Source organism: Williamsia muralis NBRC 105860, assembly GCF_001598915.1.
Classification (GTDB): Bacteria; Actinomycetota; Actinomycetes; order Mycobacteriales; family Mycobacteriaceae; genus Williamsia; species Williamsia muralis.
Window position 1 is genome coordinate 495,918 of the sequence record NZ_BDAP01000002.1, and the last position, 21,156, is coordinate 517,073.

Annotated in this window: 24 protein-coding genes; 18 read left to right on the forward strand and 6 right to left on the reverse strand. The window is 64.6% G+C overall.

Annotated elements, in window-relative coordinates; genetic code table 11:
• The first annotated feature begins 120 nt into the window (after positions 1 to 120).
• The 6 genes from WIMU1_RS09190 to WIMU1_RS09215 all read left to right on the forward strand — a co-directional run bounded on the left by WIMU1_RS09190 (position 121) and on the right by WIMU1_RS09215 (position 5,912).
• Entirely contained in the window at positions 121 to 738 is a 618-nt protein-coding gene (locus WIMU1_RS09190; RefSeq protein WP_062796615.1) for a hypothetical protein, read from the forward strand.
• Entirely contained in the window at positions 735 to 1,544 is an 810-nt protein-coding gene (locus tag WIMU1_RS09195) for an SDR family NAD(P)-dependent oxidoreductase (RefSeq protein WP_062796617.1), read from the forward strand. The genes WIMU1_RS09190 and WIMU1_RS09195 overlap by 4 nt, the downstream gene beginning before the upstream one ends.
• Positions 1,541 to 2,962, forward strand: coding sequence for a cytochrome P450 (locus tag WIMU1_RS09200; protein ID WP_062796618.1), 1,422 nt, complete (start codon positions 1,541 to 1,543; stop codon positions 2,960 to 2,962). Before WIMU1_RS09195 ends, WIMU1_RS09200 begins: the two co-directional genes overlap by 4 nt.
• A 155-nt stretch (positions 2,963 to 3,117) precedes the next feature.
• Entirely contained in the window at positions 3,118 to 3,417 is a 300-nt protein-coding gene (locus WIMU1_RS09205) for a metal-sensitive transcriptional regulator (protein WP_030176527.1), read from the forward strand.
• Positions 3,418 to 3,431: 14 nt separating this feature from the next.
• Positions 3,432 to 3,635: a heavy-metal-associated domain-containing protein gene (locus WIMU1_RS09210; protein ID WP_030176524.1), complete on the forward strand. Its 204-nt coding sequence runs from the start codon at positions 3,432 to 3,434 to the stop codon at positions 3,633 to 3,635.
• A 3-nt stretch (positions 3,636 to 3,638) separates the two neighbouring features.
• The gene (locus tag WIMU1_RS09215; RefSeq protein WP_084248122.1) at positions 3,639 to 5,912 is read left to right on the forward strand and encodes a heavy metal translocating P-type ATPase; all 2,274 of its coding nucleotides are present in this window, start codon (positions 3,639 to 3,641) and stop codon (positions 5,910 to 5,912) included.
• 15 nt (positions 5,913 to 5,927) lie between these two features.
• Here WIMU1_RS09215 and WIMU1_RS09220 read toward each other — a convergent pair whose 3' ends face one another.
• Positions 5,928 to 6,362: a MarR family winged helix-turn-helix transcriptional regulator gene (locus WIMU1_RS09220; protein WP_062796620.1), complete on the reverse strand. Its 435-nt coding sequence runs from the start codon at positions 6,360 to 6,362 to the stop codon at positions 5,928 to 5,930.
• Positions 6,363 to 6,407: 45 nt separating this feature from the next.
• Between WIMU1_RS09220 and WIMU1_RS09225 the strand changes: the two genes are divergently transcribed.
• Positions 6,408 to 6,938 carry a hypothetical protein gene (locus WIMU1_RS09225; protein ID WP_062796622.1) on the forward strand — a complete coding sequence of 177 codons (531 nt, stop codon included), beginning with the start codon at positions 6,408 to 6,410 and terminating at the stop codon, positions 6,936 to 6,938.
• Between the two features lie 26 nt (positions 6,939 to 6,964).
• Here WIMU1_RS09225 and aqpZ read toward each other — a convergent pair whose 3' ends face one another.
• Positions 6,965 to 7,735 (reverse strand): aquaporin Z, encoded by a 771-nt coding sequence (gene aqpZ / locus WIMU1_RS09230; protein WP_062796624.1) that lies wholly within the window; start codon positions 7,733 to 7,735, stop codon positions 6,965 to 6,967.
• Positions 7,736 to 7,944: 209 nt separating this feature from the next.
• Between aqpZ and WIMU1_RS09235 the strand changes: the two genes are divergently transcribed.
• Together WIMU1_RS09235 and WIMU1_RS09240 are read left to right on the forward strand one after the other, a co-directional pair.
• Entirely contained in the window at positions 7,945 to 8,919 is a 975-nt protein-coding gene (locus WIMU1_RS09235) for a pirin family protein (RefSeq protein WP_030176499.1), read from the forward strand.
• Between the two features lie 41 nt (positions 8,920 to 8,960).
• Positions 8,961 to 9,314: a GNAT family N-acetyltransferase gene (locus WIMU1_RS09240; RefSeq protein WP_062796626.1), complete on the forward strand. Its 354-nt coding sequence runs from the start codon at positions 8,961 to 8,963 to the stop codon at positions 9,312 to 9,314.
• Positions 9,315 to 9,343: 29 nt separating this feature from the next.
• Here the strand turns inward: WIMU1_RS09240 and WIMU1_RS09245 are convergent, their stop codons facing one another.
• Complete coding sequence (locus tag WIMU1_RS09245) at positions 9,344 to 9,670, reverse strand: AzlD domain-containing protein (RefSeq protein ID WP_062796628.1); 327 nt, start codon at positions 9,668 to 9,670, stop codon at positions 9,344 to 9,346.
• Positions 9,667 to 10,377 carry an AzlC family ABC transporter permease gene (locus WIMU1_RS09250; protein WP_062797521.1) on the reverse strand — a complete coding sequence of 237 codons (711 nt, stop codon included), beginning with the start codon at positions 10,375 to 10,377 and terminating at the stop codon, positions 9,667 to 9,669. The genes WIMU1_RS09245 and WIMU1_RS09250 overlap by 4 nt, the downstream gene beginning before the upstream one ends.
• Before the next feature lie 100 nt (positions 10,378 to 10,477).
• Here WIMU1_RS09250 and WIMU1_RS09255 point away from each other — a divergent pair, with 100 nt between their 5' ends.
• The 3 genes from WIMU1_RS09255 to WIMU1_RS09265 all read left to right on the forward strand — a co-directional run bounded on the left by WIMU1_RS09255 (position 10,478) and on the right by WIMU1_RS09265 (position 13,499).
• Positions 10,478 to 11,029 (forward strand): helix-turn-helix domain-containing protein, encoded by a 552-nt coding sequence (locus tag WIMU1_RS09255; protein ID WP_023954365.1) that lies wholly within the window; start codon positions 10,478 to 10,480, stop codon positions 11,027 to 11,029.
• A gap of 79 nt (positions 11,030 to 11,108) precedes the next feature.
• Positions 11,109 to 11,972, forward strand: a complete 864-nt coding sequence (locus WIMU1_RS09260) for an LLM class flavin-dependent oxidoreductase (RefSeq protein ID WP_062796630.1) — start codon at positions 11,109 to 11,111, stop codon at positions 11,970 to 11,972.
• A gap of 75 nt (positions 11,973 to 12,047) precedes the next feature.
• Positions 12,048 to 13,499 carry an FAD-binding protein gene (locus tag WIMU1_RS09265; RefSeq protein ID WP_062796632.1) on the forward strand — a complete coding sequence of 484 codons (1,452 nt, stop codon included), beginning with the start codon at positions 12,048 to 12,050 and terminating at the stop codon, positions 13,497 to 13,499.
• Here the strand turns inward: WIMU1_RS09265 and WIMU1_RS09270 are convergent.
• Both WIMU1_RS09270 and WIMU1_RS09275 read right to left on the reverse strand, forming a co-directional pair.
• Positions 13,496 to 14,017 carry a GtrA family protein gene (locus WIMU1_RS09270; protein WP_243404533.1) on the reverse strand — a complete coding sequence of 174 codons (522 nt, stop codon included), beginning with the start codon at positions 14,015 to 14,017 and terminating at the stop codon, positions 13,496 to 13,498. The genes WIMU1_RS09265 and WIMU1_RS09270 overlap by 4 nt on opposite strands.
• 137 nt (positions 14,018 to 14,154) lie before the next feature.
• A complete protein-coding gene (locus tag WIMU1_RS09275) occupies positions 14,155 to 14,823 on the reverse strand; it encodes a fasciclin domain-containing protein (RefSeq protein WP_030176477.1) in 669 nt (222 codons plus the stop codon).
• A 248-nt stretch (positions 14,824 to 15,071) separates the two neighbouring features.
• Here WIMU1_RS09275 and WIMU1_RS09280 point away from each other — a divergent pair, with 248 nt between their 5' ends.
• From WIMU1_RS09280 to WIMU1_RS09305, 6 genes are all read left to right on the forward strand, one after another.
• Entirely contained in the window at positions 15,072 to 16,658 is a 1,587-nt protein-coding gene (locus WIMU1_RS09280; protein ID WP_062796637.1) for a molybdopterin-dependent oxidoreductase, read from the forward strand.
• An 8-nt stretch (positions 16,659 to 16,666) separates the two neighbouring features.
• Positions 16,667 to 17,266, forward strand: a complete 600-nt coding sequence (gene sigK, locus WIMU1_RS09285) for an ECF RNA polymerase sigma factor SigK (protein ID WP_223249489.1) — start codon at positions 16,667 to 16,669, stop codon at positions 17,264 to 17,266.
• On the forward strand, positions 17,259 to 18,005 hold the full coding sequence (locus tag WIMU1_RS09290) for an anti-sigma factor (protein WP_062796641.1): 747 nt from the start codon (positions 17,259 to 17,261) through the stop codon (positions 18,003 to 18,005). Before sigK ends, WIMU1_RS09290 begins: the two co-directional genes overlap by 8 nt.
• Positions 18,006 to 18,252: 247 nt before the next feature.
• Positions 18,253 to 19,347: a Re/Si-specific NAD(P)(+) transhydrogenase subunit alpha gene (locus WIMU1_RS09295; protein WP_062796643.1), complete on the forward strand. Its 1,095-nt coding sequence runs from the start codon at positions 18,253 to 18,255 to the stop codon at positions 19,345 to 19,347.
• A gap of 1 nt (position 19,348) precedes the next feature.
• A complete protein-coding gene (locus WIMU1_RS09300; protein WP_062796646.1) occupies positions 19,349 to 19,675 on the forward strand; it encodes an NAD(P) transhydrogenase subunit alpha part 2 in 327 nt (108 codons plus the stop codon).
• The gene (locus tag WIMU1_RS09305; RefSeq protein ID WP_062796648.1) at positions 19,672 to 21,114 is read left to right on the forward strand and encodes an NAD(P)(+) transhydrogenase (Re/Si-specific) subunit beta; all 1,443 of its coding nucleotides are present in this window, start codon (positions 19,672 to 19,674) and stop codon (positions 21,112 to 21,114) included. The genes WIMU1_RS09300 and WIMU1_RS09305 overlap by 4 nt, the downstream gene beginning before the upstream one ends.
• Positions 21,115 to 21,156 lie beyond the last annotated feature (42 nt).

Consider the following 21,156-nt stretch of genomic DNA (forward strand, 5'->3'; position numbering starts at 1 on the left):
GTTCCAGATACGAACTGGAACAGAGTTGTACCAAAATTTGGAGGCCCACGTAAGTCGGTGCAAGAGCAAGAGGTCGTCTCGTCGACGAGGGATGGGGAGTCGGTTTCTGCCGTTCGTTCCATGGCCTCGGAACTGCGGGAGTTGGCAGTCGCACGTCCGACTGTCGCCCGGGGAGCGGCGTGGCAATACATCAAAGAACTCGGTGCCCGAAACGACCGAGAAGCGTTGGCGGAGTTGTTCGGTGAAGGCACGGCCCCCGACGGACCGGACGGCAAGATGGAGGGACTGATCGTCGGCAAGCTGTTCGGGATAGCCGAGGCCCACCTTGCCAATCCTTTGATGCGCGTCAACCCGACATGGCGGGGAAAGACCTTCGACCTGGGCGCCGGAACGGGATTCAACAGATTGGCACCTATCGCTCGGCTGGCCATGCCGGTTGTCGCATTCGGGTACCGCGGGCTCCGGCGGGGACGCGGCGAGGTGGAGGGTTTCGACTTCGACCATGCGATCGACAAAGGCCTGATCGAGCCACGAGTCATGGTGCGCGCGCTCGATTACGGTGTGCCGCAATACAAGAATCCCAGCGTCCGCACGTTCCCCATCAAGAGGACGCGCGATGAGATCGTCGAGCTGGTCCCGGGGGTGTATCTGGGGCGCGCACTGCTCACCATGCCCGGCGGGGAGGTTCGACTCATCGCCTACTTCGCGCTTCGTGAGCCGATCGGAAGCCCCCTGTGATCGACCTCGATGGTGCCCGCGTCTGTGTCACGGGCGGTGCTCGCGGGATCGGCCGAGCCACTGCAGCCGCCTTGGCCCAGAGGGGTGCCATCGTGACGATCGGCGACATCGATCTCGATGCCGCTTCGGCGACGGCGGACGAGCTGGGAGTCAGGGCGGAAGCTCTCGATGTCACGGATGAGAAGAGCTTTCGGGAGTTCTTGCTGGCCGCCGCGGACGGCCACGACATCGACATGCTCGTGAACAACGCCGGAATCCAGCTGATGGGTCGCTTCGTCGATTCCGAACTCCAGGCGCTGCACCGCGAACTGGCCATCAATCTCGGCGCAGTGGTGACGGGGACCCATCTGGTGCTGCCGCACATGATCGTCCGCGGCCGGGGTCACATCGTGAACGTCTCATCGATGGCAGGCAAGGTCTCGACACCAGGCATGGCAACCTACTGCGCTTCCAAGTTCGGAGTGGTCGCACTCTCGCGTGCCATCCGCGCCGAGATCGTCGGCACCGGGGTGAGCGTGACGACAGTGATGCCCGCTGCCACCCGGACCGACTTGACCTCGGGGGTGACTTTGCGCCTGCAACCGACACTGGAGGCCGACGACGTCGCGGCGGCGATTGTCGCCAGCGCCGGTCACGGTAGATCAGAGGTCACGGTCCCCCGTTGGCTGGCGCCGATGGGCGTGGTCGAACAGGGTGTGCCGGAACGGCTTCTGCTGCAGGCCAAGCGACTCGTGGGTGGCAAGGAACCGGGTGCGTTCGATCCGGGGGGTCGCCGGGCATACCTCGACAGGACCCAGATCCGATGAGGCCGACGCGGGCAGGGGTCACCGACACTCTGCAGCGGGGTTCGGCCCGCCTGGCCTCGCTGTACCCGTCTTCGGCGGAACCGCTCGCCGCACCCCCCGGAGGCAGTGGACTAGAACCCGTCATGGGCAGCTACGGCATTCCCGGTCTGGGGCACGTCCTGGAGAGCATCGCCCATCCTCTCGACTTCGGGCGTGAGCGATACCGCCGGTTCGGGCCGGTGTCGTGGACCGGCGCCGTCGGCTTCCGGGTTGTCACCGTGACGGGTCCGGAAGCGCTGCAGGAGGTCTGGCTCGACAAGAACAAGGTGTTCTCGAGCGAGAGGGGTTGGCACCCCGTGATCGGTCCCTTTTTCCATCGGGGCCTCATGCTGCTCGATTTCGACGAGCACATGTTCCATCGACGGATCATGCAGCAGGCGTTCACGCGTCCCCGGCTAGACGGCTACCTGGCGTTGTCGCGGCCGCTCGTGTCCGGGATCCTCGCCACATGGACCCCTGGCGAGCAAGTCCCTGTGTTCGACCACACCAAGGACTTGCTGCTCGCGATGGCGAGTCAGGTGTTCGTCGGCGAGCCCCCCGACAGCTCGACTGCGACTGATCTGTCGCGCGCGTTCGACGACGCGGTCCGGGGAGCGCAAGCGGTTGTCCGTCAGCCGGTTCCCGGCGGGCTGTGGGCTCGTGGTCTACGGGGCAGACGGCATCTGGAGCAATACTTCCGGACGGCGGTACCGAGCCGCCGTGGTCAATACGGCGACGACTTGTTCACCGTTTTGTGTCAGTCGCGCACCGACGAGGGCAACGTCTTCACCGATGAGGACGTCACCAATCACATGATCTTCCTGCTGATGGCGGCGCACGACACGAGCACCATCGCGCTGTCCATGCTGCTCTATCACCTCGGCAAAGATCCTGAGTTGCAGCAGAACCTGCGAGACGAGGTCGCAGGGCTACCTGCCGATGCTTCGATGGACGAGCTCAATTCCGCGCATCTGCTGGACTGCGCCTTCAAAGAGTCATTGCGGATGTATGCGCCTGCCGGGACGCTGTTCCGTCAGGCCGTGTCCGACACCAGCATCCTGGGCCATCACATACCTGCGGGCACCGAGATCGCGCTGAACGTGCATCTGTCGATGCGATTGGACACCTGGTGGTCGCAGCCAGACGTCTTTGATCCCGGTCGCTTCGACGACCCTGCGGTTCTGAAGGAGATGCATCGTTACGCGTGGTCGCCCTTCGGCGCCGGCGCCCACAAGTGCATCGGGATGCACTTTGCGGCCATGACCGTCAAAGCGGTGCTGCATCGACTTCTCCTCGACTTCTCTTGGACGGTGCCCCGCGACTATGTCCCTCTGATGACCTGGGGAACCGGTCCGATGCCCGCCGACGGACTGCCGGTTCGGCTCCGCCGGATCCGATGATCACGCCGCGGCCATCGGCCCGGCCTCGTCCCCGCGCCTGAGGGGCCGATCGGCTCGATCGCCGCACCTGGGCAGTTCCGTCCGCGCCACTCCTCGACTTGGGTACGGTAGGGGGGTATGGTAAACCGGTACGAACAACGGGCGAAAGAGGGCACATGGCCGACGAGCACCAACACCACGGCTACATCAACCGTAAGGACGACTACCTCAAGCGGCTGCGCCGTATCGAAGGGCAGGCCCGCGGGTTGCAGCGGATGGTCGAAGACGAGAAGTACTGCATCGACATCCTCACCCAGGTGGCGGCGATGACCAAGGCATTGCAAGCGGTGAGCCTGGGACTGCTCGAGGAGCACATGTCGCATTGCGTCGTCGACGCAGCCCGCCAGAGCGAAGAACAGGGTCAGGAAAAAGTCAAAGAGGCCACCGAGGCAATCGCCCGGCTGGTCCGGTCGTAGAAGGAGGGGCGAACATGAGCGCGCAGACCTACACGGTGGTGGGAATGACATGCCAGCACTGCGTCGCATCGGTCACCGAGGAAGTGTCCGAGGTGCCCGGCGTGGACAAGGTGGACGTGGACCTGAACAGCGGCGGGCTCACCGTCCACAGTGAGCAGCCGGTCGGCCGGGACGAGATCGAGGCCGCGGTGCACGAGGCCGGATACCGGCTGGGCTGAGCAATGAGTTCGACTACGCCGACGAGTTCCACCGGCGACGCGAAAGCGGCTGTCCCGCAGGCACATGTCGACCTCGAGATCGCTGGGATGACGTGTGCCTCGTGTGCCAACCGCATCGAACGCAAGCTCAACAAGCTCGACGGCGTGCAGGCGACGGTGAACTACGCGACCGAAAAGGCAAACGTCGCCTACTCCGATCCGGTCGCCACCGGCGACTTGATCGCTGCGGTCGAGGCGGCCGGTTACCGGGCGAAAGCGATCGAGGATCATCCCGATTCCGCCGCCGACGACAACGATGACGACGGTCATGATCAGGAACTGAACCGCCTGCGTCATCGCACGCTGGTCAGCGCCGCCCTCTCCGTTCCCGTGATCGCCATGGCGATGATCCCGCCTCTGCAGTTCGACAATTGGCAGTGGCTCTCGTTGACACTCGCAGCGCCTGTGGTCGTGTGGGGAGGCTGGCAGTTCCACCGGGCGGCAGCGATCAACCTGCGTCACGGCGCTGCGACGATGGACACACTCGTATCGGTGGGAACCATTGCCGCGCTGGGCTGGTCGCTGTACGCGCTGTTCTTCGGAGCCGCAGGCGATCCCCAGACCGCACACGGCGGGATGGAGATGAGCTCCTCGGACGGGTCGGCCAACATCTACCTGGAGGCGGCGGCGGGAGTCACCACCTTCATCTTGGCGGGCCGGTTCTTCGAGATGCGATCCAAACGCCGTGCGGGAGCGGCCTTGCGAACGCTTCTCGGTCTCGGCGCCAAAGACGTGACCGTGCTCAGGGGTGACACCGAATCGCTGGTGCCCATCGGAGACCTGGTCGTCGGTGACCTGTTCGTGGTGCGGCCGGGCGAGCGGATCGCAACCGACGGTGTGGTGGTAAGTGGCTCGTCGGCAGTGGATGCGTCGATGTTGACCGGTGAATCGGTGCCGGTCGAGGTGAACGAAGGCGATGCGGTGGTCGGCGCAACGGTGAACGCCGGAGGTCGGATCACCGTACGCGCGACCAAGATCGGTAACGACACTCAGCTCGCGCAGATGGCGAGGCTGGTGGAACAGGCGCAGAACGGCAAGGCGCAGGTACAGCGTTTGGCCGACCGGATCTCCGGTGTCTTCGTGCCCGTGGTCATCGCGCTCGCGCTGGGCACCCTGGCTGTATGGCTGCTGCTCGGATATGACGCTGCCGATGCCTTCACCGCGGCGGTCGCCGTGTTGATCATCGCGTGCCCCTGCGCACTCGGGCTGGCGACGCCGACCGCGTTGATGGTCGGGACAGGCCGCGGGGCCACGATGGGAATACTGATCAAGGGACCCGAGGTGCTCGAGTCCACCCGGCAGGTCGACACCGTGGTGCTCGACAAGACCGGCACCGTGACAACCGGTCAGATGACCTTGACGGAGGTTGCCGTCGCCGACGGTGAAGAGACGGATCATGTTGTGCGCGTGGCCGGAGCGGTCGAGAACGCGTCCGAACATCCGATCGCGCGTGCCATCGCCGACGGTGCACGCGAGCGCACCGGGCCGCTGCCCGCAGTTCGTGACTTCGTCAATTCCGCGGGCCTCGGGGTCCAGGGTGTCGTCGACGACGTGGAGGTGCTTCTCGGTCGACCACAACTGCTGACCGAGCGAGGCAACGAGATACCCGGTGAGCTGGTCGCCGCACTGGAGCGGGCGGGTTCGGAAGGCCAGACTGCTGTCGCGGTCGCCTGGGGCGGACGCGCCCGCGGCGTGCTCGTGGTCTCCGACGTGGTGAAGGCGACGTCGCGGCGGGCGGTTGCGGAGTTGGTGGACCTCGGTCTCGAGCCGGTGTTGCTCACCGGTGATCACGAGAGTGTCGCCAAAGCGGTTGCCGCACAGGTGGGTATCAGCACAGTGATCGCGGGGGTATTGCCTTCTGCGAAGGTCGATACAATCAAGGATTTGCAGGCACAAGGAAAGACCGTGGCGATGGTCGGCGACGGTGTCAACGACGCCGCCGCTCTGGCTCAGGCCGATCTGGGACTGGCGATGGGCACGGGGACCGACGCCGCGATCGAGGCCGGGGACATCACCCTGGTCCGGGGTGACCTGCGGGCCGCAGGCGATGCGATTCGCCTGTCTCGCGCAACACTTCGCACCATCAAAGGAAATCTGTTCTGGGCGTTCGGATACAACGTGGCCGCGCTGCCACTGGCCGCACTCGGATTGCTCAGCCCCATGATCGCCGGCGGGGCGATGGCGTTGTCATCGGTGTTTGTCGTCGGAAACAGCCTGCGCCTGAAGAGGTTCCGCTGACGGCGGGACATCGGGCTACTGATTGTCGAGGGCGATGATCAGGGCGCGGACGGTGGTGCGTGTGCTTTCGAGGTCGTTCACACTGATGCCGACGCGGGCGAGTAGCTGGGACCTCTCGACGTCCGACTCCCGCACCAGTTCGGCCAAGATCGCCCCGCCGGCGCTGGTGAGTCGGAGTAGGGGTGAGGTCTGATGGTCGGGATTGTCCTGGCTCTCCAGAAGCCCTTCACGTAAGAGGTCGCCGCAGACGCGATGCACGCTCTGGCGTGACAGGCCAAGGCGTCGTGCAGCTCCGGCCACCGTCGCCGGTTCTGACAGGACACTGAGCACGTGCCAGCGGGCAACGGTCTGTCCGGCCCGTCGAGCCACGTCCTCGCTCGTCCGGCGCGATGCGCCGGCGAGTTCGTAGACGTCGGCGATGAGCAATCGGTAAGCCTCCGCCTTGTTCACCTACCCAGCCTGGCATATTCGTCAGCAATCTGACAACATGTCAACATGCTGACGGAGTTCGGAGGCGACAATGCCCTGGCCGCCCACTTGCATTCCCGTGGGCCGGCTCAGGGCGCAGCTGAGCACTTGCGGGCGTTCGGCAGATTCGTGGGGTCCTGGCATATTCGCTGGATACCGGCGGCAACGGACTCTCCCGAACTCGACGGAGAACTCCACTTCGGGTGGGTCCTGGGCGGTCGGGCGATCCAGGATGTGTGGATGGTGCCCGGGGCTGCTCTTGCGCCACCGGAACGGGGGCTTCGAGCATTCCATGGATCAACCATCCGGTTCTACGACCCGTCGATCGCAGCGTGGAGGTCAACGTGGATGGAGCCGATCAATGCACGTGTTCGAAAGTTCATCGGCGAGATAGGCGACGGGGATATCACTTTGACCAGCACAGATGACGAACCAACGCTTCGGTGGCGCTTCACCGACATCACCGACAACACCTTCACATGGACAGGGGAGTTCTCCGACGACGGCGAGAACACCTGGACTCTCGAAGAGACGATGCTCGCCACCCGGGTTGCGTGACGGCCGGAGCTGTCGACCGGGCAGGTTCAGGCAGACACCGCTGGATTGGGGATCTGATCGAGTTCGGGTTCGTTTGCACCCTTGTCGAAGACGAGCGGGTAGAGAATGCCGGCCAACAGTGCGCCCACGAGCGGCGCGACCCAGAACAACCACAGCTGACCGGGCGCGCCATTGCCGTTGAAGAACGCCACCGCCGTCGATCGCGCGGGGTTCACCGAGGTGTTGGTGATCGGGATGCTGATGAGGTGAATGAGGGTGAGGGCCAGACCAATTGCAATGCCCGCGATACCTTGTGGCGCTCGGGTGTCGGTGGCACCCAGGATGACGATGACAAAGATGGCGGTCAGCACGATCTCGGCCACGAGTGCGGCCCACAAGGTGTACCCGCCCGGCGAGTGGTCGCCGAAGCCGTTGGCGGCCATCGAACCCTCGGCCTCGAACCCTTCTTTGCCATTGGCGATGAGAAGGATGATCGCGCCGCCGACGAGGCCACCGATCACCTGCACGACGACGTAGCCCGGTACGTCCTTCCACTGGAAACGCCTGGCCAGAGCGGCTCCCACCGTGACGGCCGGGTTGAAATGTCCACCCGAGATGTGACCGAGGGCGTATACGCCGGTCAGGACGCTGAGGCCGAAAGCGATGGATACGCCGAGGAACCCGATGCCGAGCTGGGTCCCGTCGTCGTCCGCGATCACCTTCGCTGCGAAAACGGCGCTGCCGCAACCCCCGAGAACGAGCCAGAACGTTCCCAGTGCTTCGGCAGCTAACTTTTGAACTGTCGTCGGAGCAGACATTTTCGGATTACCTCCACTAGTGGTCTAGCTGTGGCACACGATTTAGACTCGGATGGAACGACGCGGTCACCTGACGATCTTTCCGTTGAATCGGCTGGTTGCTCATCGAAAGTATTACCACCGTCACCCAATTCGTGAGCCCAGGATTGCGGATTGAAATGTCACGAAATGAAAATGCCCGCCGACAAGGTGAGGAATGAGGCGCCAGTATGAGCAACGTGGTCAACGGTCCGGAAATCGATTGCTCACCGGCCCCCGGAGATCGGCATCACGTGCAGATCCTGACGTCGCGCGACGTTCCGCTGGGCGGTCCGCGTGCCATGACCGTCCACCGCACATTGCCGCAGCGTGCCCGGTCCCTGATCGGGGCCTGGTGCTTCGCCGACCACTACGGCCCGGCGGATGTCCGGACCACGGGTGGGATGGACGTGCCACCGCACCCGCACACCGGGTTGCAGACGGTGAGCTGGCTTTTCACCGGCGAGATCGAGCACCGCGACAGTTTGGGTGTTCACGCCTTCGTCCGCCCGGGCGAGGTGAACCTGATGACTGCGGGTCATGGGATCGCCCACTCGGAGGTTTCTACGCCCGACACCACCACGTTGCACGGCGTCCAGCTGTGGGTGGCCCTTCCTGACGAATCGCGCGACACGGCGCGAAACTTCGAGCACTTCGTTCCCGAACCGATCGCACTCGACGGCGGCCGCGTGAGTGTCTTCATCGGTGATCTGCTCGGAAAGTCGTCGCCGGTCACCACGTTCAGCCCGCTGTTGGGCGCTCAGATCGATCTCGACATGGGTGCGTCCGTCACCATCCCGGTGCATCCCACGTTCGAGCACGGTGTGCTGGTGGACCAGGGCTCGGTCAGTGTGGAAGGAGCCGAGGTGGGGCAGACGGAGTTGGCCTACCTGGCTCCCGGGCACCACCACATCACATTGCAGAGTTCCGATGAACGCCCGTGCAGGATGATCTTGTTGGGCGGCACACCATTCGGCGAGGATCTGGTGATGTGGTGGAACTTCGTCGGACGCAGTCACGAGGAGATCGTGGAGTACCGGACGCAGTGGCAGGCGCAAGCCGACCGGTTCGGACACGTCGAGGGCTACGTGGGTGGCGTCGACCGCCTGCCTGCACCGACATTGCCGAATGCCCGGATCAAACCACGTCTGACCGCTGAGTCCTGATGTGGGTGGAATAGCGGATACCTCGGAAAGGTTGTCGTGGCATGACTCAAAACAGCTCCACCATCACCGACAAGACCGGCGCGCCAGTGACCGTTGCACCCGACCCGGACAAGCACCGGTACACAGTCTCCGTGGACGGCGAGGTCGTCGGGTTCGCAGCCTACGCAGACCGCGAACAGAGTCGGGTTTTCTACCACACCGAGGTGCAAGAGGCGTTCGGAGGACGCGGACTGGCCACGATCCTCGTCTCAGAGGCGCTCGATGATGTTCGCGCACAAGGCAAGCGGATTGTTGCGGTGTGCCCGTTGGTCTCGGCCTTCCTGAAGAAGCATCCCGCTTACGCCGACATCACGGACCCGGTCACCAAAGACATCTTGACCTGGCTGGGCGCCTGACAGTCCGGCTCGGCGCCCGGATGCCGGTGTCAGGGGAGACCGGCCAGGCGCAGTAGCGCTGCACACGCGGCTGCGGCGGCCACGACAACCACGAAAGGCGCCCGGCGCCAGGCGAGGACGCCGCCGACGGCGACGCCGACGATGCGGGACGGCTCCGCGAAGTGCTGATCGTCGATGAGTGTGGAGGTCGCCACGAGCGCGGCCAGCAGGACCACGCTGCCGACGGAGGTGAGCCGGTGGATGTCCGGAGGCATCGTCACCCGCGCTGCGAGCACCGGCCCGACGAACCGAAAAGCGTACGTACCCAAGGCCAATACGGCGATACCGACGAGCAGGACGGGCGTCGAGGTGTTCATCCGATGGCCGCACGTCGACGGCCGGGGATCGGAACGACGAGCACCAGCGCAGCCAAAGCGAGTAGTACCGGTACGCCCACCGGGGTGAAGAACGAGGCACCGACGGCGATGACGGCACCGGCGAGCGCGGCATTGCGGGTGGCTCGCTCGCGCATCGCGGGCAGGATGAGGGCGAGGAGGACCGCCGGGAACGCGGCGTCCAATCCGAAGGCGTCGGTGTCGGTGATGAGTGTGCCGCCCGCCGAACCGGCGAGGACCCCGACGTTCCATGCGACGAAAAGTCCTGCGCCGCACGCCCAATAGATCGATCGGCGCATCTTCGGTGCGTCCTGCGCAAGCGTGAAGGCAACCGATTCGTCGATCATCAGGTGCGATCCGAGCAACCGCCATCCGAGGGACTTCCCGAGCACGTCGCCGATCGAGAAGCCGAACAGGATGTGCCTGGCATTGGCCAGTAACCCGGCGGCGACCGCGGCGAAGATCCCACCGCCGGCGGCGAGGATCGCGACAAATGTGAACTGAGATGCTCCGGCGAACACGACCACCGACATCAACAGGGGCATCCAGAGGGGGAAGCCGCTGCTGACGGCGATCGCGCCGAAGGACAGTCCGACAACGCCCACGGCGACGCAGACGAGTGCGACATCGCGGGCAGTGGCGGCATCAAGCGAGATGCCGAGCCGCGGTGTTCGCCATATCGAACGCATGATCAACATGGTGAACGATGTCCGTGGTGTTCGTCAAGCCGAACGAAGGTAGTCTGAGCCGAACGGCACGGGGGGTTGTCGGCGAGACCGGAGGTCGGACATGGCTGGAGCGCCACTGCAGGCGATTGCGGCAGCACTGCAACGCGAACGGAAACGAACGGGGCTCTCGCTCGCCGAGGTGGCTCGCCGCGCGGGAGTCGCCAAATCGACGCTGTCGCAACTCGAGGCGGGCAACGGCAATCCGAGTGTGGAGACGCTGTGGGCGCTCAGTACCGCCCTCGATGTGCCCTTCGCCCACCTCGTCCAGCCACCGACCCCACGCGTGCAGGTGATCCGATCCGGTGAAGGTCCTGCAGTGGCGTCGGAGCAGTCCGACTACATGGCGACTGTGCTGGCTGCGTGCCCGCCACACGCCCGCCGCGACATCTACCTGATCACGGCCCAACCGGGCGAACCGCGGGTGTCCGACCCCCACATGGCCGGAGTGGTCGAGCATCTGGTGATGGGCAGTGGTCGCGCGCTTGTCGGACTCATCGATGACCCGGTCGAACTGGGCCCGGGCGACTACATCAGCTACCCGGGCGATCTACCGCACACGTTCGAAGCCCTCGAACCGGACTGCACGGCGGTGCTCATCTCCGAACACGTGTGACAGGTGTCGATGAAATAACGCCGCCGCACCGGTCCATACGGGTGAGAACAACAACACCTGGACCGAAGGAGGTGCGGCGATGGCGGCAATCCGCCGCGGTATCAGCTTGCCCACCTTTGGCCCGCTGGCCGGACCCGATTCGGTTGCGCAGATCGCCCGCACCGCCGATGACCTCGGCTTTCACAGCGTGTCCTCGGCCGACCGTCTGTTGCTACCGGCCGACGCCGGACCCCTCGGCCAGGCCTGCCAGACGCCCCGGCCGGTGTGGGACTGCATCGAGATGCTGACCTGGGCAGCCGCGCACACCACCAGGGTCCGGCTCGCGACCACGGTGGTGCATGCGCTGTTTCAGCCGCCCGTGGTCCTGGCCCGGCGGCTGGCCACCCTCGATCGGCTCAGCGGCGGGCGGCTCGACGTCGGGATCGGCCAGGGCTGGACCCCGCACGAACACGAGTCGGCGGGGGTGTCGATGACCTCCCGGGTGGACGCGCTCGCCGAACATCTGGAATTGATGCGCCGATGCTGGCGCCCCGGCCCGGTGTCGTTCCAGGGCGAGCACTACCGGCTGCGGCCGAGTTGGGTGGAGCCGAAGCCTGCCCAGCCGACACTGCCCGTGTACATCGCGGCGATGACACCGCAGGGCATCGCACAGGCGGCGGCCATTGCAGACGGCTTCATGTATCCGGTCACCACCTGGACCTCGGCCACCGAAGCGATCGGCCTGTACCGGGAGGCCGGGGGCCGCGGCCCGGTTGCGCTACGGCTCAATCCGATCCGCGACTCCCTGTCCGGTGCACTCGACCGGTTCGCCGAGACCCTGCCCGCCGATCTGGCGCAGGCGAGTGAACTCGGCGCGAGCGAGGTGCACTGGGAGCTGAACCAATCGACGATGACGCTCACCGAACAGTGCAAGGCCATGGCACTCATCACCGAAATGACCTAAATTAGAACGAGTTCTAGTTTGACGATTTGTCCGATACGGCGGTCGTTCGACGGTCAAACAAGTGAGGAAGTCGCGATGCAGGCGGAGTTGCCCGAGGTAGTGCCCGTTTCCGAGGTGTCGGAATGGTCCGATGAGGTGGACGTCGTGGTGGTCGGGTGCGGCATCTCGGGCGGCAGCGCGGCGGTGGAGGCCGCGTCGGCCGGTGCCCGTGTGCTGGTCCTCGAGCGTGCAGCAGCGGCAGGCGGGACATCGGCGATGGCCGGTGGCCACTTCTACCTCGGTGGCGGCACCCCGGTGCAGCAGGCGACCGGGCACGCGGATTCGCCCGAGGAGATGGAGAAGTACCTCCTCGCCGTTTCCCGCGATCCCGAGCCGGACAAGATCCATGCCTATTGCCAGGGCAGTGTCGAGCACTTCAACTGGCTCGAAAGTCTCGGTTTCGAGTTCGAGCGGTCCTACTACCCGGAGAAGGCCGTCATCCAGCCCGGCACCCAGGGCCTGATGTTCACCGGCAACGAGAAGGTCTGGCCGTTCTGTGAAAAGGCCAAGCCGGCGCCGCGTGGTCACAAGGTGCCCGTCAAAGGCGACACCGGTGGTGCGGGCATGGTGACCGAGCTCCTGGTGAAGCGGCTTGCCGAGACGGGTAACGAGATCCGGTACGAGACCGGTGCCCGCAACCTGGTGGTCGACGAATCCGGCGCTGTTGTCGGGCTGAAGTGGAAGCGATTGCAGGAGACCGGCTTCATTCGCGCAAAGGCGGTGATCATCGCGGCCGGCGGGTTCGTGATGAACGAATCGATGGTGGCCGAGTTCACGCCGGAACTGGCCGAGAAGCCGTACACCCTGGGCAGCACCTACGACGACGGCCTGGGGATCCGGCTGGGCGCGTCGGTGGGTGGCGGACTCAAGCACATGGATCAGTCGTTTGTCACCGCGCCGCTGTACCCGCCGTCGATCCTCCTGACCGGCCTTGCGGTGAACAAAGACGGCCGGCGTTTCGTCAACGAGGACTCCTACCACTCGCGCACATCGGCATTCGTGATGGAGCAGCCGGAAGCGATCGCCTACCTCATCGTGGACGAAGCACACATGGAACGCCCGGAGTTCCCTCTCGTCCCGTTCATCGACGGCTGGGAGACCGTGGCCGAGATGGAGGACGGGCTCGGTATCCCGTCAGGACATCTGCAGAAGACGCTGGACCTCTACAACGAGAACGCCGCCCGCGGTGAAGACCCGGACTTCGGCAAGCGTGCGGAGTGGCTCGCGCCCCAGGACAAGGGACCATGGGCGGCGTTCGACATGTCGCTCGGCAAGGCGATGTACGCCGGCTTCACGATGGGCGGTCTTGCCACCTCCGCCGAAGGCCAGGTGCTCACCGACGACGGTTCGGTCATCACAGGGCTCTATGCCGCAGGCGCAGGCGCGGCGAACATCGCCCAGGACGGTAAGGGCTACGCCAGTGGAACGCAGCTGGGTGAGGGGTCCTTCTTCGGTCGTCGAGCCGGCCGGCACGCAGCGTCGCTCTAACGGGTTCTCTGGCCGCCGGCCTCGAGCTGGCGGGCCAGAGCCCGTGAGAAGACGTGCCGGAAGGTGAAGAACCGCACCGCGGTCGCGATCAGATTGACCAGCATGAGCAGGGCCAGTTCCAGCTTGCTCGAGGGGTGCTCTGAGATCTGGTGAAGGACGAACAGCGAGAAGGCGCTCAGCGACCAGCCGAACGCAAACACTGCGATGCCCTGCACGTGATGGAGCAGGATCATCCGCTGTCCCCGAAGTCGGAAAGTGAAGGCGCGGTTGGCGCCGGTGTTGAGAACGGCCGCGATCAGCATCGCGACGAAGTTCGCGGCCTGCGCGCCGATCAGCGGATGAAAACTCAGGTACATCAGCGCATACGCAGTGGTGCACGCGATCCCGACAGCACAAAAGCGCAGAACCTGAACTGAAACAGGTCTGCGCAGAAAGTCGACTATGGTTCGCCGCTCGGCCGGATCGGTCTCCGCCGGAGCGGTTTCGATCTGATCACCAGGGACCGGGCCTACCGTCACACCCCCCACGATATGGGAGACCCTGGAAAATTGTGTTATCGGCATGCGACTCGGGCCGGGACGGCCGGTCGGGGGGTGAACCGTCCCGGCCCGAATCTTGATCTACCTCAGCTGAGAGATGACGCGTCGGGCATGGATCACATGGCCGGGGGCATCATCACGGTGTCGATGAGGTAGACGGTTGCGTTGGCGGTTTTCACACCACCACAGACCACTGTCGAATCGTTGGCCTTGAGCGAGTCGCCCGAGCCGGTCACGTTGACGGCCTGGCCCTCAACTGTGGTCTGCTCGCCCGCGACCTGCTCGGGGGTCAGCTGGCCCGGCACGACGTGGTAGGTCAGGATCTTGGTCAGCAACGCGCTGTCGGTCTTCAGCGTCTCGATGGTGGCCGGATCGATCTTGGCGAAGGCATCATCGGTGGGTGCGAAGACGGTGAACTCGCCACCGTTGAGGGTGTCAACGAGGTTGACCTGCGGGTTCAACTGTCCCGAGACGGCCTGGGTCAGGGTCTTGAGCATCGGGTTGTTGGATGCGGCGGTAGCCACCGGATCCATCGCCATGCCGTTCACGGAGCCCGCGCCGGTGGGGTTGGCCTCGGCGTATGCCGCGCAGCCCGGTCCGACCAGCGAAGCCGGCTCGGCGGAAGCGCTTGAGCCCGAGGTCATTTCGGAAGAGGTCATCGGTGCCGATGCCGCAGTGCTCGAGGACGAGTCGGAACTGTCGTCCGAACACCCCGCCACGAGTCCTACTGCCAGGCCGACGCCCGCCACGGTCACTGCAAGTCGCTGAATTCGTTTGAGAGCCATGTTCGCTGTCCTATCCATTGCTGTCTTTTACGGAGGCGCAAACGACTTCGTCCACCACCTGGTGGCGGAGTGTGTCGATCACTTGGTCGATCACTGCAGGTTCGGAGCTGTGCCGGAATCGGATGGGTGCGGATCGAAAACTTTTTCAAAGAGGTCATGACCATCCGTAACGTTCTCGGCGCCGAATCCCTCATCGATACCGACCCGATGACTTCTCTTGAAAGGCTGAGCAATTGCGAATCGCAGCGATGGCACGCGACGGACTTGCCGGTCTGATCGCGGTTGGCGCCGGCCTTGCCGCCGGCGAACTGGCGGCAGCCGCCGTCTCTTCCTACGCATCTCCCTTCTATGCAGTCGGGTCGTTCCTCGTCGACCGAGCCCCGGCTCCGGTCCGCGAGTTCGCGATCGACACCTTCGGAACCAATGACAAGCCGGTTCTGTTGTGGGGCATTGCCGGTGCGGTTGTTGTGCTCGCGATCGTCGCGGGGATAGCCGAACGGCGCACAGTTCCAATCGGTTCAGCGCTCATCGTGGCCTTCGGAGCCTTCGGGGTGCTCGCCGCGCTCCATCGTCCTACATCCGACATGTGGTACGCCGCACCGTCTTTGGTGGCAATGGTGGTCGGCATATTGGTGCTGAGGGGTTTGCGGGGGTTCCTCTTCAAACGCCGGCGCACGGACCGTGACGATGTGGCCACAAAGGAGGTCTCCGCTCGTCTCGACACCGGATCCCACGCTGCCACGAACTCGTCGGACTCCGGCTCGCGGGGACTGTCGAGGCGCCAGTTCGGCATCTCGGCAGGCGTGGTGGCGGCGGCCTCGGTGGCAGCCGCGTTCATCGGCCGGCAGATGTCGACGATGGGTGATGTGATCGCCGACCGGCGCAGGGTCCGGCTTCCCCGTCCCGCCAGCGGCGCGGCGCCGATACCCGCGGGCGCCGATGTCGGGATCGACGGCGCAACGCCGTTCATGACGAACAACGCAGATTTCTACCGCATCGACACCGCGCTCCAGGTCCCCAAGCTCACCACCGGTGAGTGGAGCCTGAAGATCCACGGCATGGTGGACAACGAGGTCACCCTGACCTGGGACGACCTCATGGACATGCAGGCGCAGGAGCGGATCATCACGCTCACCTGTGTCTCCAACGAGGTCGGCGGCAACCTGGCGGGCACGGCTCGCTGGACCGGCTACCCGATCAAGGACATCCTCGAGCGCGCAGGCGTGCAAGACGACGCCGACATGTTGTTCTCCACCAGCGTCGACGGCTGGACCTCCGGTACGCCCATCGACGCCCTGACCGACGGGCGCGACGCGATGCTTGTCATCGGGATGAACGGTGAACCCCTGCCCCTCGAGCACGGTTATCCCGTGCGCCAGCTCGTGCCCGGTCTGTACGGCTTCGTTTCGGCGACCAAATGGGTCGTCGACTGGGAGATCACCCGCTTCGACAAGGCCGAGGCCTACTGGACCAAGAGGGATTGGGGCGTCAAGGCGCCGATCAAGACCGCATCGCGGATCGACAGGCCCGCTGGATTGTCGAAGTTGCCCGTGGGAGAAGTGGTGATCGCGGGTACCGCCTGGGCCCAGCACCGCGGTATCGCGAAGGTCGAGGTGAGGGTCGACAACGGCCCGTGGAACACCGCGACCTTGGCCACCGAGTACTCCAATGACACCTGGCGACAGTGGTTCTGGACCTGGCAGGCCACTCCCGGCCAACACACGGTCTATTGCCGCGCAACTGATGAAACGGGGGCAGTGCAGCCCGAAGAGAGGGTCGCCCCCATCCCCGACGGAGCGACCGGTTGGCACAACCGGGTGTTCCGGATCGAGTAGGTGTCTTGATGACTATCGCTAGTGTCATGGATGTGACCGACCGAATTCCCGGAGCTCGGGTAGATCTAGCTGATCTGTTGATCAGGACGGCCGGCCATGATCGACAGGCTTTCGCCGAGCTGTACGACGCGACGGGTTCCCGTGTTTTCGGGCTGATCCTTCGAGTTCTGCGCGATCGTGGCTACGCAGAGGAGACAGTGCAGGAGGTGTACCTGCAGGTCTGGCAGAAGGCGGACAGTTTCGATCCCGCATCGGGGTCGGCTCTGAGCTGGCTGCTCACCATCGCCCACCGCCGCGCCGTCGATCGGGTCCGAAGCGAGGAAGCCGCAGGCAAGCGCGGCCACGACTACTCGGTCTCCAATGTGGAAACACCCACCGACACCGTCGCCGACTCGGTCGTGGCGGCCGAAGAACGATCCGACGTGATGGTGTGTCTCGGCAGCCTCACCGCCACCCAGCGGCAGAGTATCGAGCTGTCGTACTACGGCGGTATGACCTACCGTCAGGTCGCCGAGCGGCTCGACGCCGCGCTCCCGACCATCAAATCCCGCATCCGCGACGGACTGCGACGCCTCAAAGACTGCTTGGAGGCGACTTCACATGGCTGACCACAGCTGGCTCGACGAGCATGTCGAGCTGTATGCAATCAACGCCCTGGACGACGACGAGGTGGAACGCCTCGAACGCGAACTCGCCCAGGAAGCCGAACCCGTCCGGTCTCGGTACCTGCAGGAAATCGGTCGCACTCGCGAAGCTCTCGTCGAGATGACCGCAGTGGACGCCACGCCCCCACCTCCCCAGCTGCGTGAGGCCGTACTCGCGGCTCTCCCAACGGCGTTGCCCCAGGCCGACGCGGCGCCGGCGAAGGTGATCAATCTGGCCGAACGCCGTCGACGGTTCAGCATCGCCGTCGGTGCCGCCGCAGCGGCGCTGATCCTCGTGATCGGCGGTGTGACGGTCGGGCGCGTCACCGCCCCCGAAGAGAAGGCGCCGGTCAGCGCGCTCGAACAACAGACCATGGCCATTCTCGGATCGGCGGACATGCAGCTGAAGCGGGATTCGCTGAGCGACGGCGGCAGTGTCATCGTCGCGACCTCACGCGAGGCCAATCAGGCTGTTGTGATCGCTGAAGGCCTACCGCCCACGCCGCCCGGACAGACGTATCAGATGTGGTTGCTCGGCGAGGGCCACGATCCGACTTCGGTGGGCACGATGGGCGCCGAGCCCGTCCGGCAGGCCGTTCCGATCACGGATCTCACCGGTTCTGACCGCATCGCGGTGACCATCGAACCCGAGGGCGGCTCACCGCAGCCGACAGGCGAGGTCGTCACCGCAGTGCAGTTCTGACAACGTCTGTTGTTCATTTGCGTGGCCCAAACGCGCTGATCAAAGAGGCATCAGCCGAGATCTGTGTCACTCATCGCAGTGCGCTATGCCACACCGGACAGGCCATTTGGTCATGCTATGTTCCATCAAAGTGATGTGGCGTGCGCGTGTCGTGCGCCACATCAGGCATTGGTGGGCAAAAAATTCTGGGCGGCGAAAACCGGGCCGCACCGTGTGACTTGCCCGCACCCATGACGAGGGAGCGTGTATGAGTGTCGGCGTTGTGCGCGAGACGGCTGCGGGGGAGCGTCGGGTCGCGTTGGTTCCGAAGGTTGCGGCGTCTTTGGTGAACAAGGGTGTGTCGGTGATCGTGGAGTCCGGCGCGGGTCTGGGTGCGCTCATTCCCGATGAGTTGTATGTGGCTGCTGGTGCGTCGATCGGTGATGCGTGGTCGGCCGATGTGGTGGTGAAGGTCGATGCACCCACCGATGAGGAGATCGGCAAGCTCAAGTCGGGGTCGTCGTTGATCGGGTTCTTGGCTCCGCGGAATGCCGAAAACCAGATCGGTGCACTCAAGTCTGCCGGGGTGCAGGGGTTTGCGGTGGAGGCGATTCCGCGGATTTCGCGTGCGCAGTCGATGGATGCGTTGTCGTCGCAGGGCAACGTCTCGGGCTACAAGGCCGTGATCTTGGCTGCTGAGCGTTCCACCCGCTTCTTTCCGATGTTGACCACGGCGGCGGGCACGGTGAAGCCGGCGACGGTACTGGTGCTCGGGGTGGGTGTGGCCGGGTTGCAGGCGTTGGCGACGGCAAAGCGTCTGGGTGCACGGACCACCGGGTATGACGTGCGTCCGGAGGTGGCCGAGCAGGTCAAATCTGTGGGCGGTCAGTGGCTGGATCTGGGTATCGACGCTGCCGGTGAGGGTGGTTATGCCCGTGAACTCACCGACGACGAGCGGGCCAAGCAGCAGCAGGCCCTCGAGGACGCGATCAAGGGATTTGACGTGGTGATCACCACCGCCCTGGTGCCCGGTCGCCCGGCGCCGCGTCTGGTGACCGCTGCTGCGGTGGAAGGCATGAAGCCGGGCTCGGTGGTGGTGGATCTGGCCGGTGAGACCGGCGGCAACTGCGAGCTGACCGAACCGGGCCAGGACGTGGTCAAGCACGACGTGATGATCTGCTCGCCGCTGAACCTGCCTGCTGGGATGCCCGAACATGCCTCGGAGCTGTACGCCAAGAACATTCTTGCGCTGCTGGAGTTGATGCTCGACGACGAGGGCAACCTCGCCCCGGACTTCGACGACGAAGTGCTGGCCAAAGCGTGCGTGACGCGCGAGACGACTGACGTGAAGGCAGGTGCCTGAGATGTATACGGGTCTATTGGCAAATATCGCGATCTTGGTGTTGGCGGGTTTTGTGGGTTTCGCCGTCATCTCGAAGGTCCCCAACACTTTGCACACGCCGTTGATGTCGGGTACCAACGCCATTCACGGCATCGTGGTGCTGGGTGCGTTGATCGTGTTGGGTCGCTTGCCTGATGACGCCCCGTGGGGTGTGCGGATCATCGCGTTTGTCGCGTTGATCTTCGGAACCCTCAACGTGGTCGGTGGGTTCTTGGTGACCGATCGGATGCTGGGCATGTTCAAGAGTAAGAAGGCGCCGGTCGCGCCGGCCGAGGGAGCTGACAAATGAACAACCTCGTCCAGATCCTCTACATCGTTGCGTTCTCACTGTTCATTTTCGGTTTGTCCGGGCTGACAGGTCCCAAGACCGCGGTCCGTGGCAACTGGATTGCCGCGGCCGGTATGGGTTTGGCCGTTGTCGCGACGCTCATCGACATCCGTGACACCTATGCCATCAACTGGATCCTGATCGCAGCGGGTCTGCTGATCGGTGTGATCTTGGGTGTGCCTCCGGCCAAACGCACCAAGATGACGGCGATGCCGCAGTTGGTGGCGTTGTTCAACGGTGTCGGTGGTGGCACGGTCGCGTTGATCGCGTGGGCCGAGTTCATCGAGACGGCAGGGTTTTCCGAGTTCAAGCACGGTGAGTCGCCGACCATCCACATCGTGATCGGGTCGCTGTTCGCGGCGATCATCGGTTCGGTGTCGTTCTGGGGTTCGCTGATCGCTTTCCTCAAGCTGCAGGAGTTGATGAACAAGAAGGTCGAGAAGGCATTCGTCAAGAACGCCAAGACCTTCCAGCTCGCCAATATCGCCCTGTTGATCGTTGCTGTGGCGGCGTGTGTGTTCATCGGCGTCAACGCCACCCCGGGTGAGGGTTCGTCGCAGTGGTGGATCGTGCTGGTGCTGATCGCCGCGGGCATCATGGGGTTGTTCGTGGTGCTGCCGATCGGCGGCGCCGACATGCCCGTGGTGATCTCGCTGCTCAACGCGATGACCGGATTGTCGGCAGCGGCAGCCGGTTTGGCGCTCAACAACACCGCGATGATCGTGGCCGGCATGATCGTCGGTGCGTCGGGTTCGATCTTGACCAACCTGATGGCCACGGCGATGAACCGGTCCATCCCGGCGATCGTGTTCGGGTCGTTCGGTGGGGGCGGGGATGCAGCGGTGGGCGGTCCGGCCGGTGAGCAGGGCACCGTCAAGGCCACCTCGGCCGCCGATGCGGCGATCCAGATGGCCTATGCCTCGCAGGTGATCGTGGTTCCCGGTTACGGGCTCGCGGTGGCGCAGGCTCAGCATGCGGTCAAGGACATGGCGAGCATCCTCGAAGACAAGGGTGTGGAGGTCAAGTACGCCATCCACCCGGTCGCCGGTCGTATGCCCGGGCACATGAATGTGCTTCTGGCAGAGGCTGATGTCGAGTACGACGCGATGAAGGAAATGGATGACATCAACGGTGAGTTCTCGCGCACCGACGTCACCCTGGTAATCGGCGCCAACGACGTGACCAACCCGGCCGCCCGCAACGATCCGTCGTCCCCGATCCACGGGATGCCGATCCTGAACGTCGACCAGTCCCGCTCGGTCATCGTCCTCAAACGAGGCATGGCCTCGGGTTACGCCGGTATCGACAACCCGTTGTTCACCGCACCGGGCACCTCGATGCTCTTCGGCGACGCCAAGAAGTCCGTCGGCCTGGTCATCGAAGAACTCAAAGCGCTCTAGAGCTGACACCGAAGCCGGTGGGGGCCAACCCCTCCGGCTTCG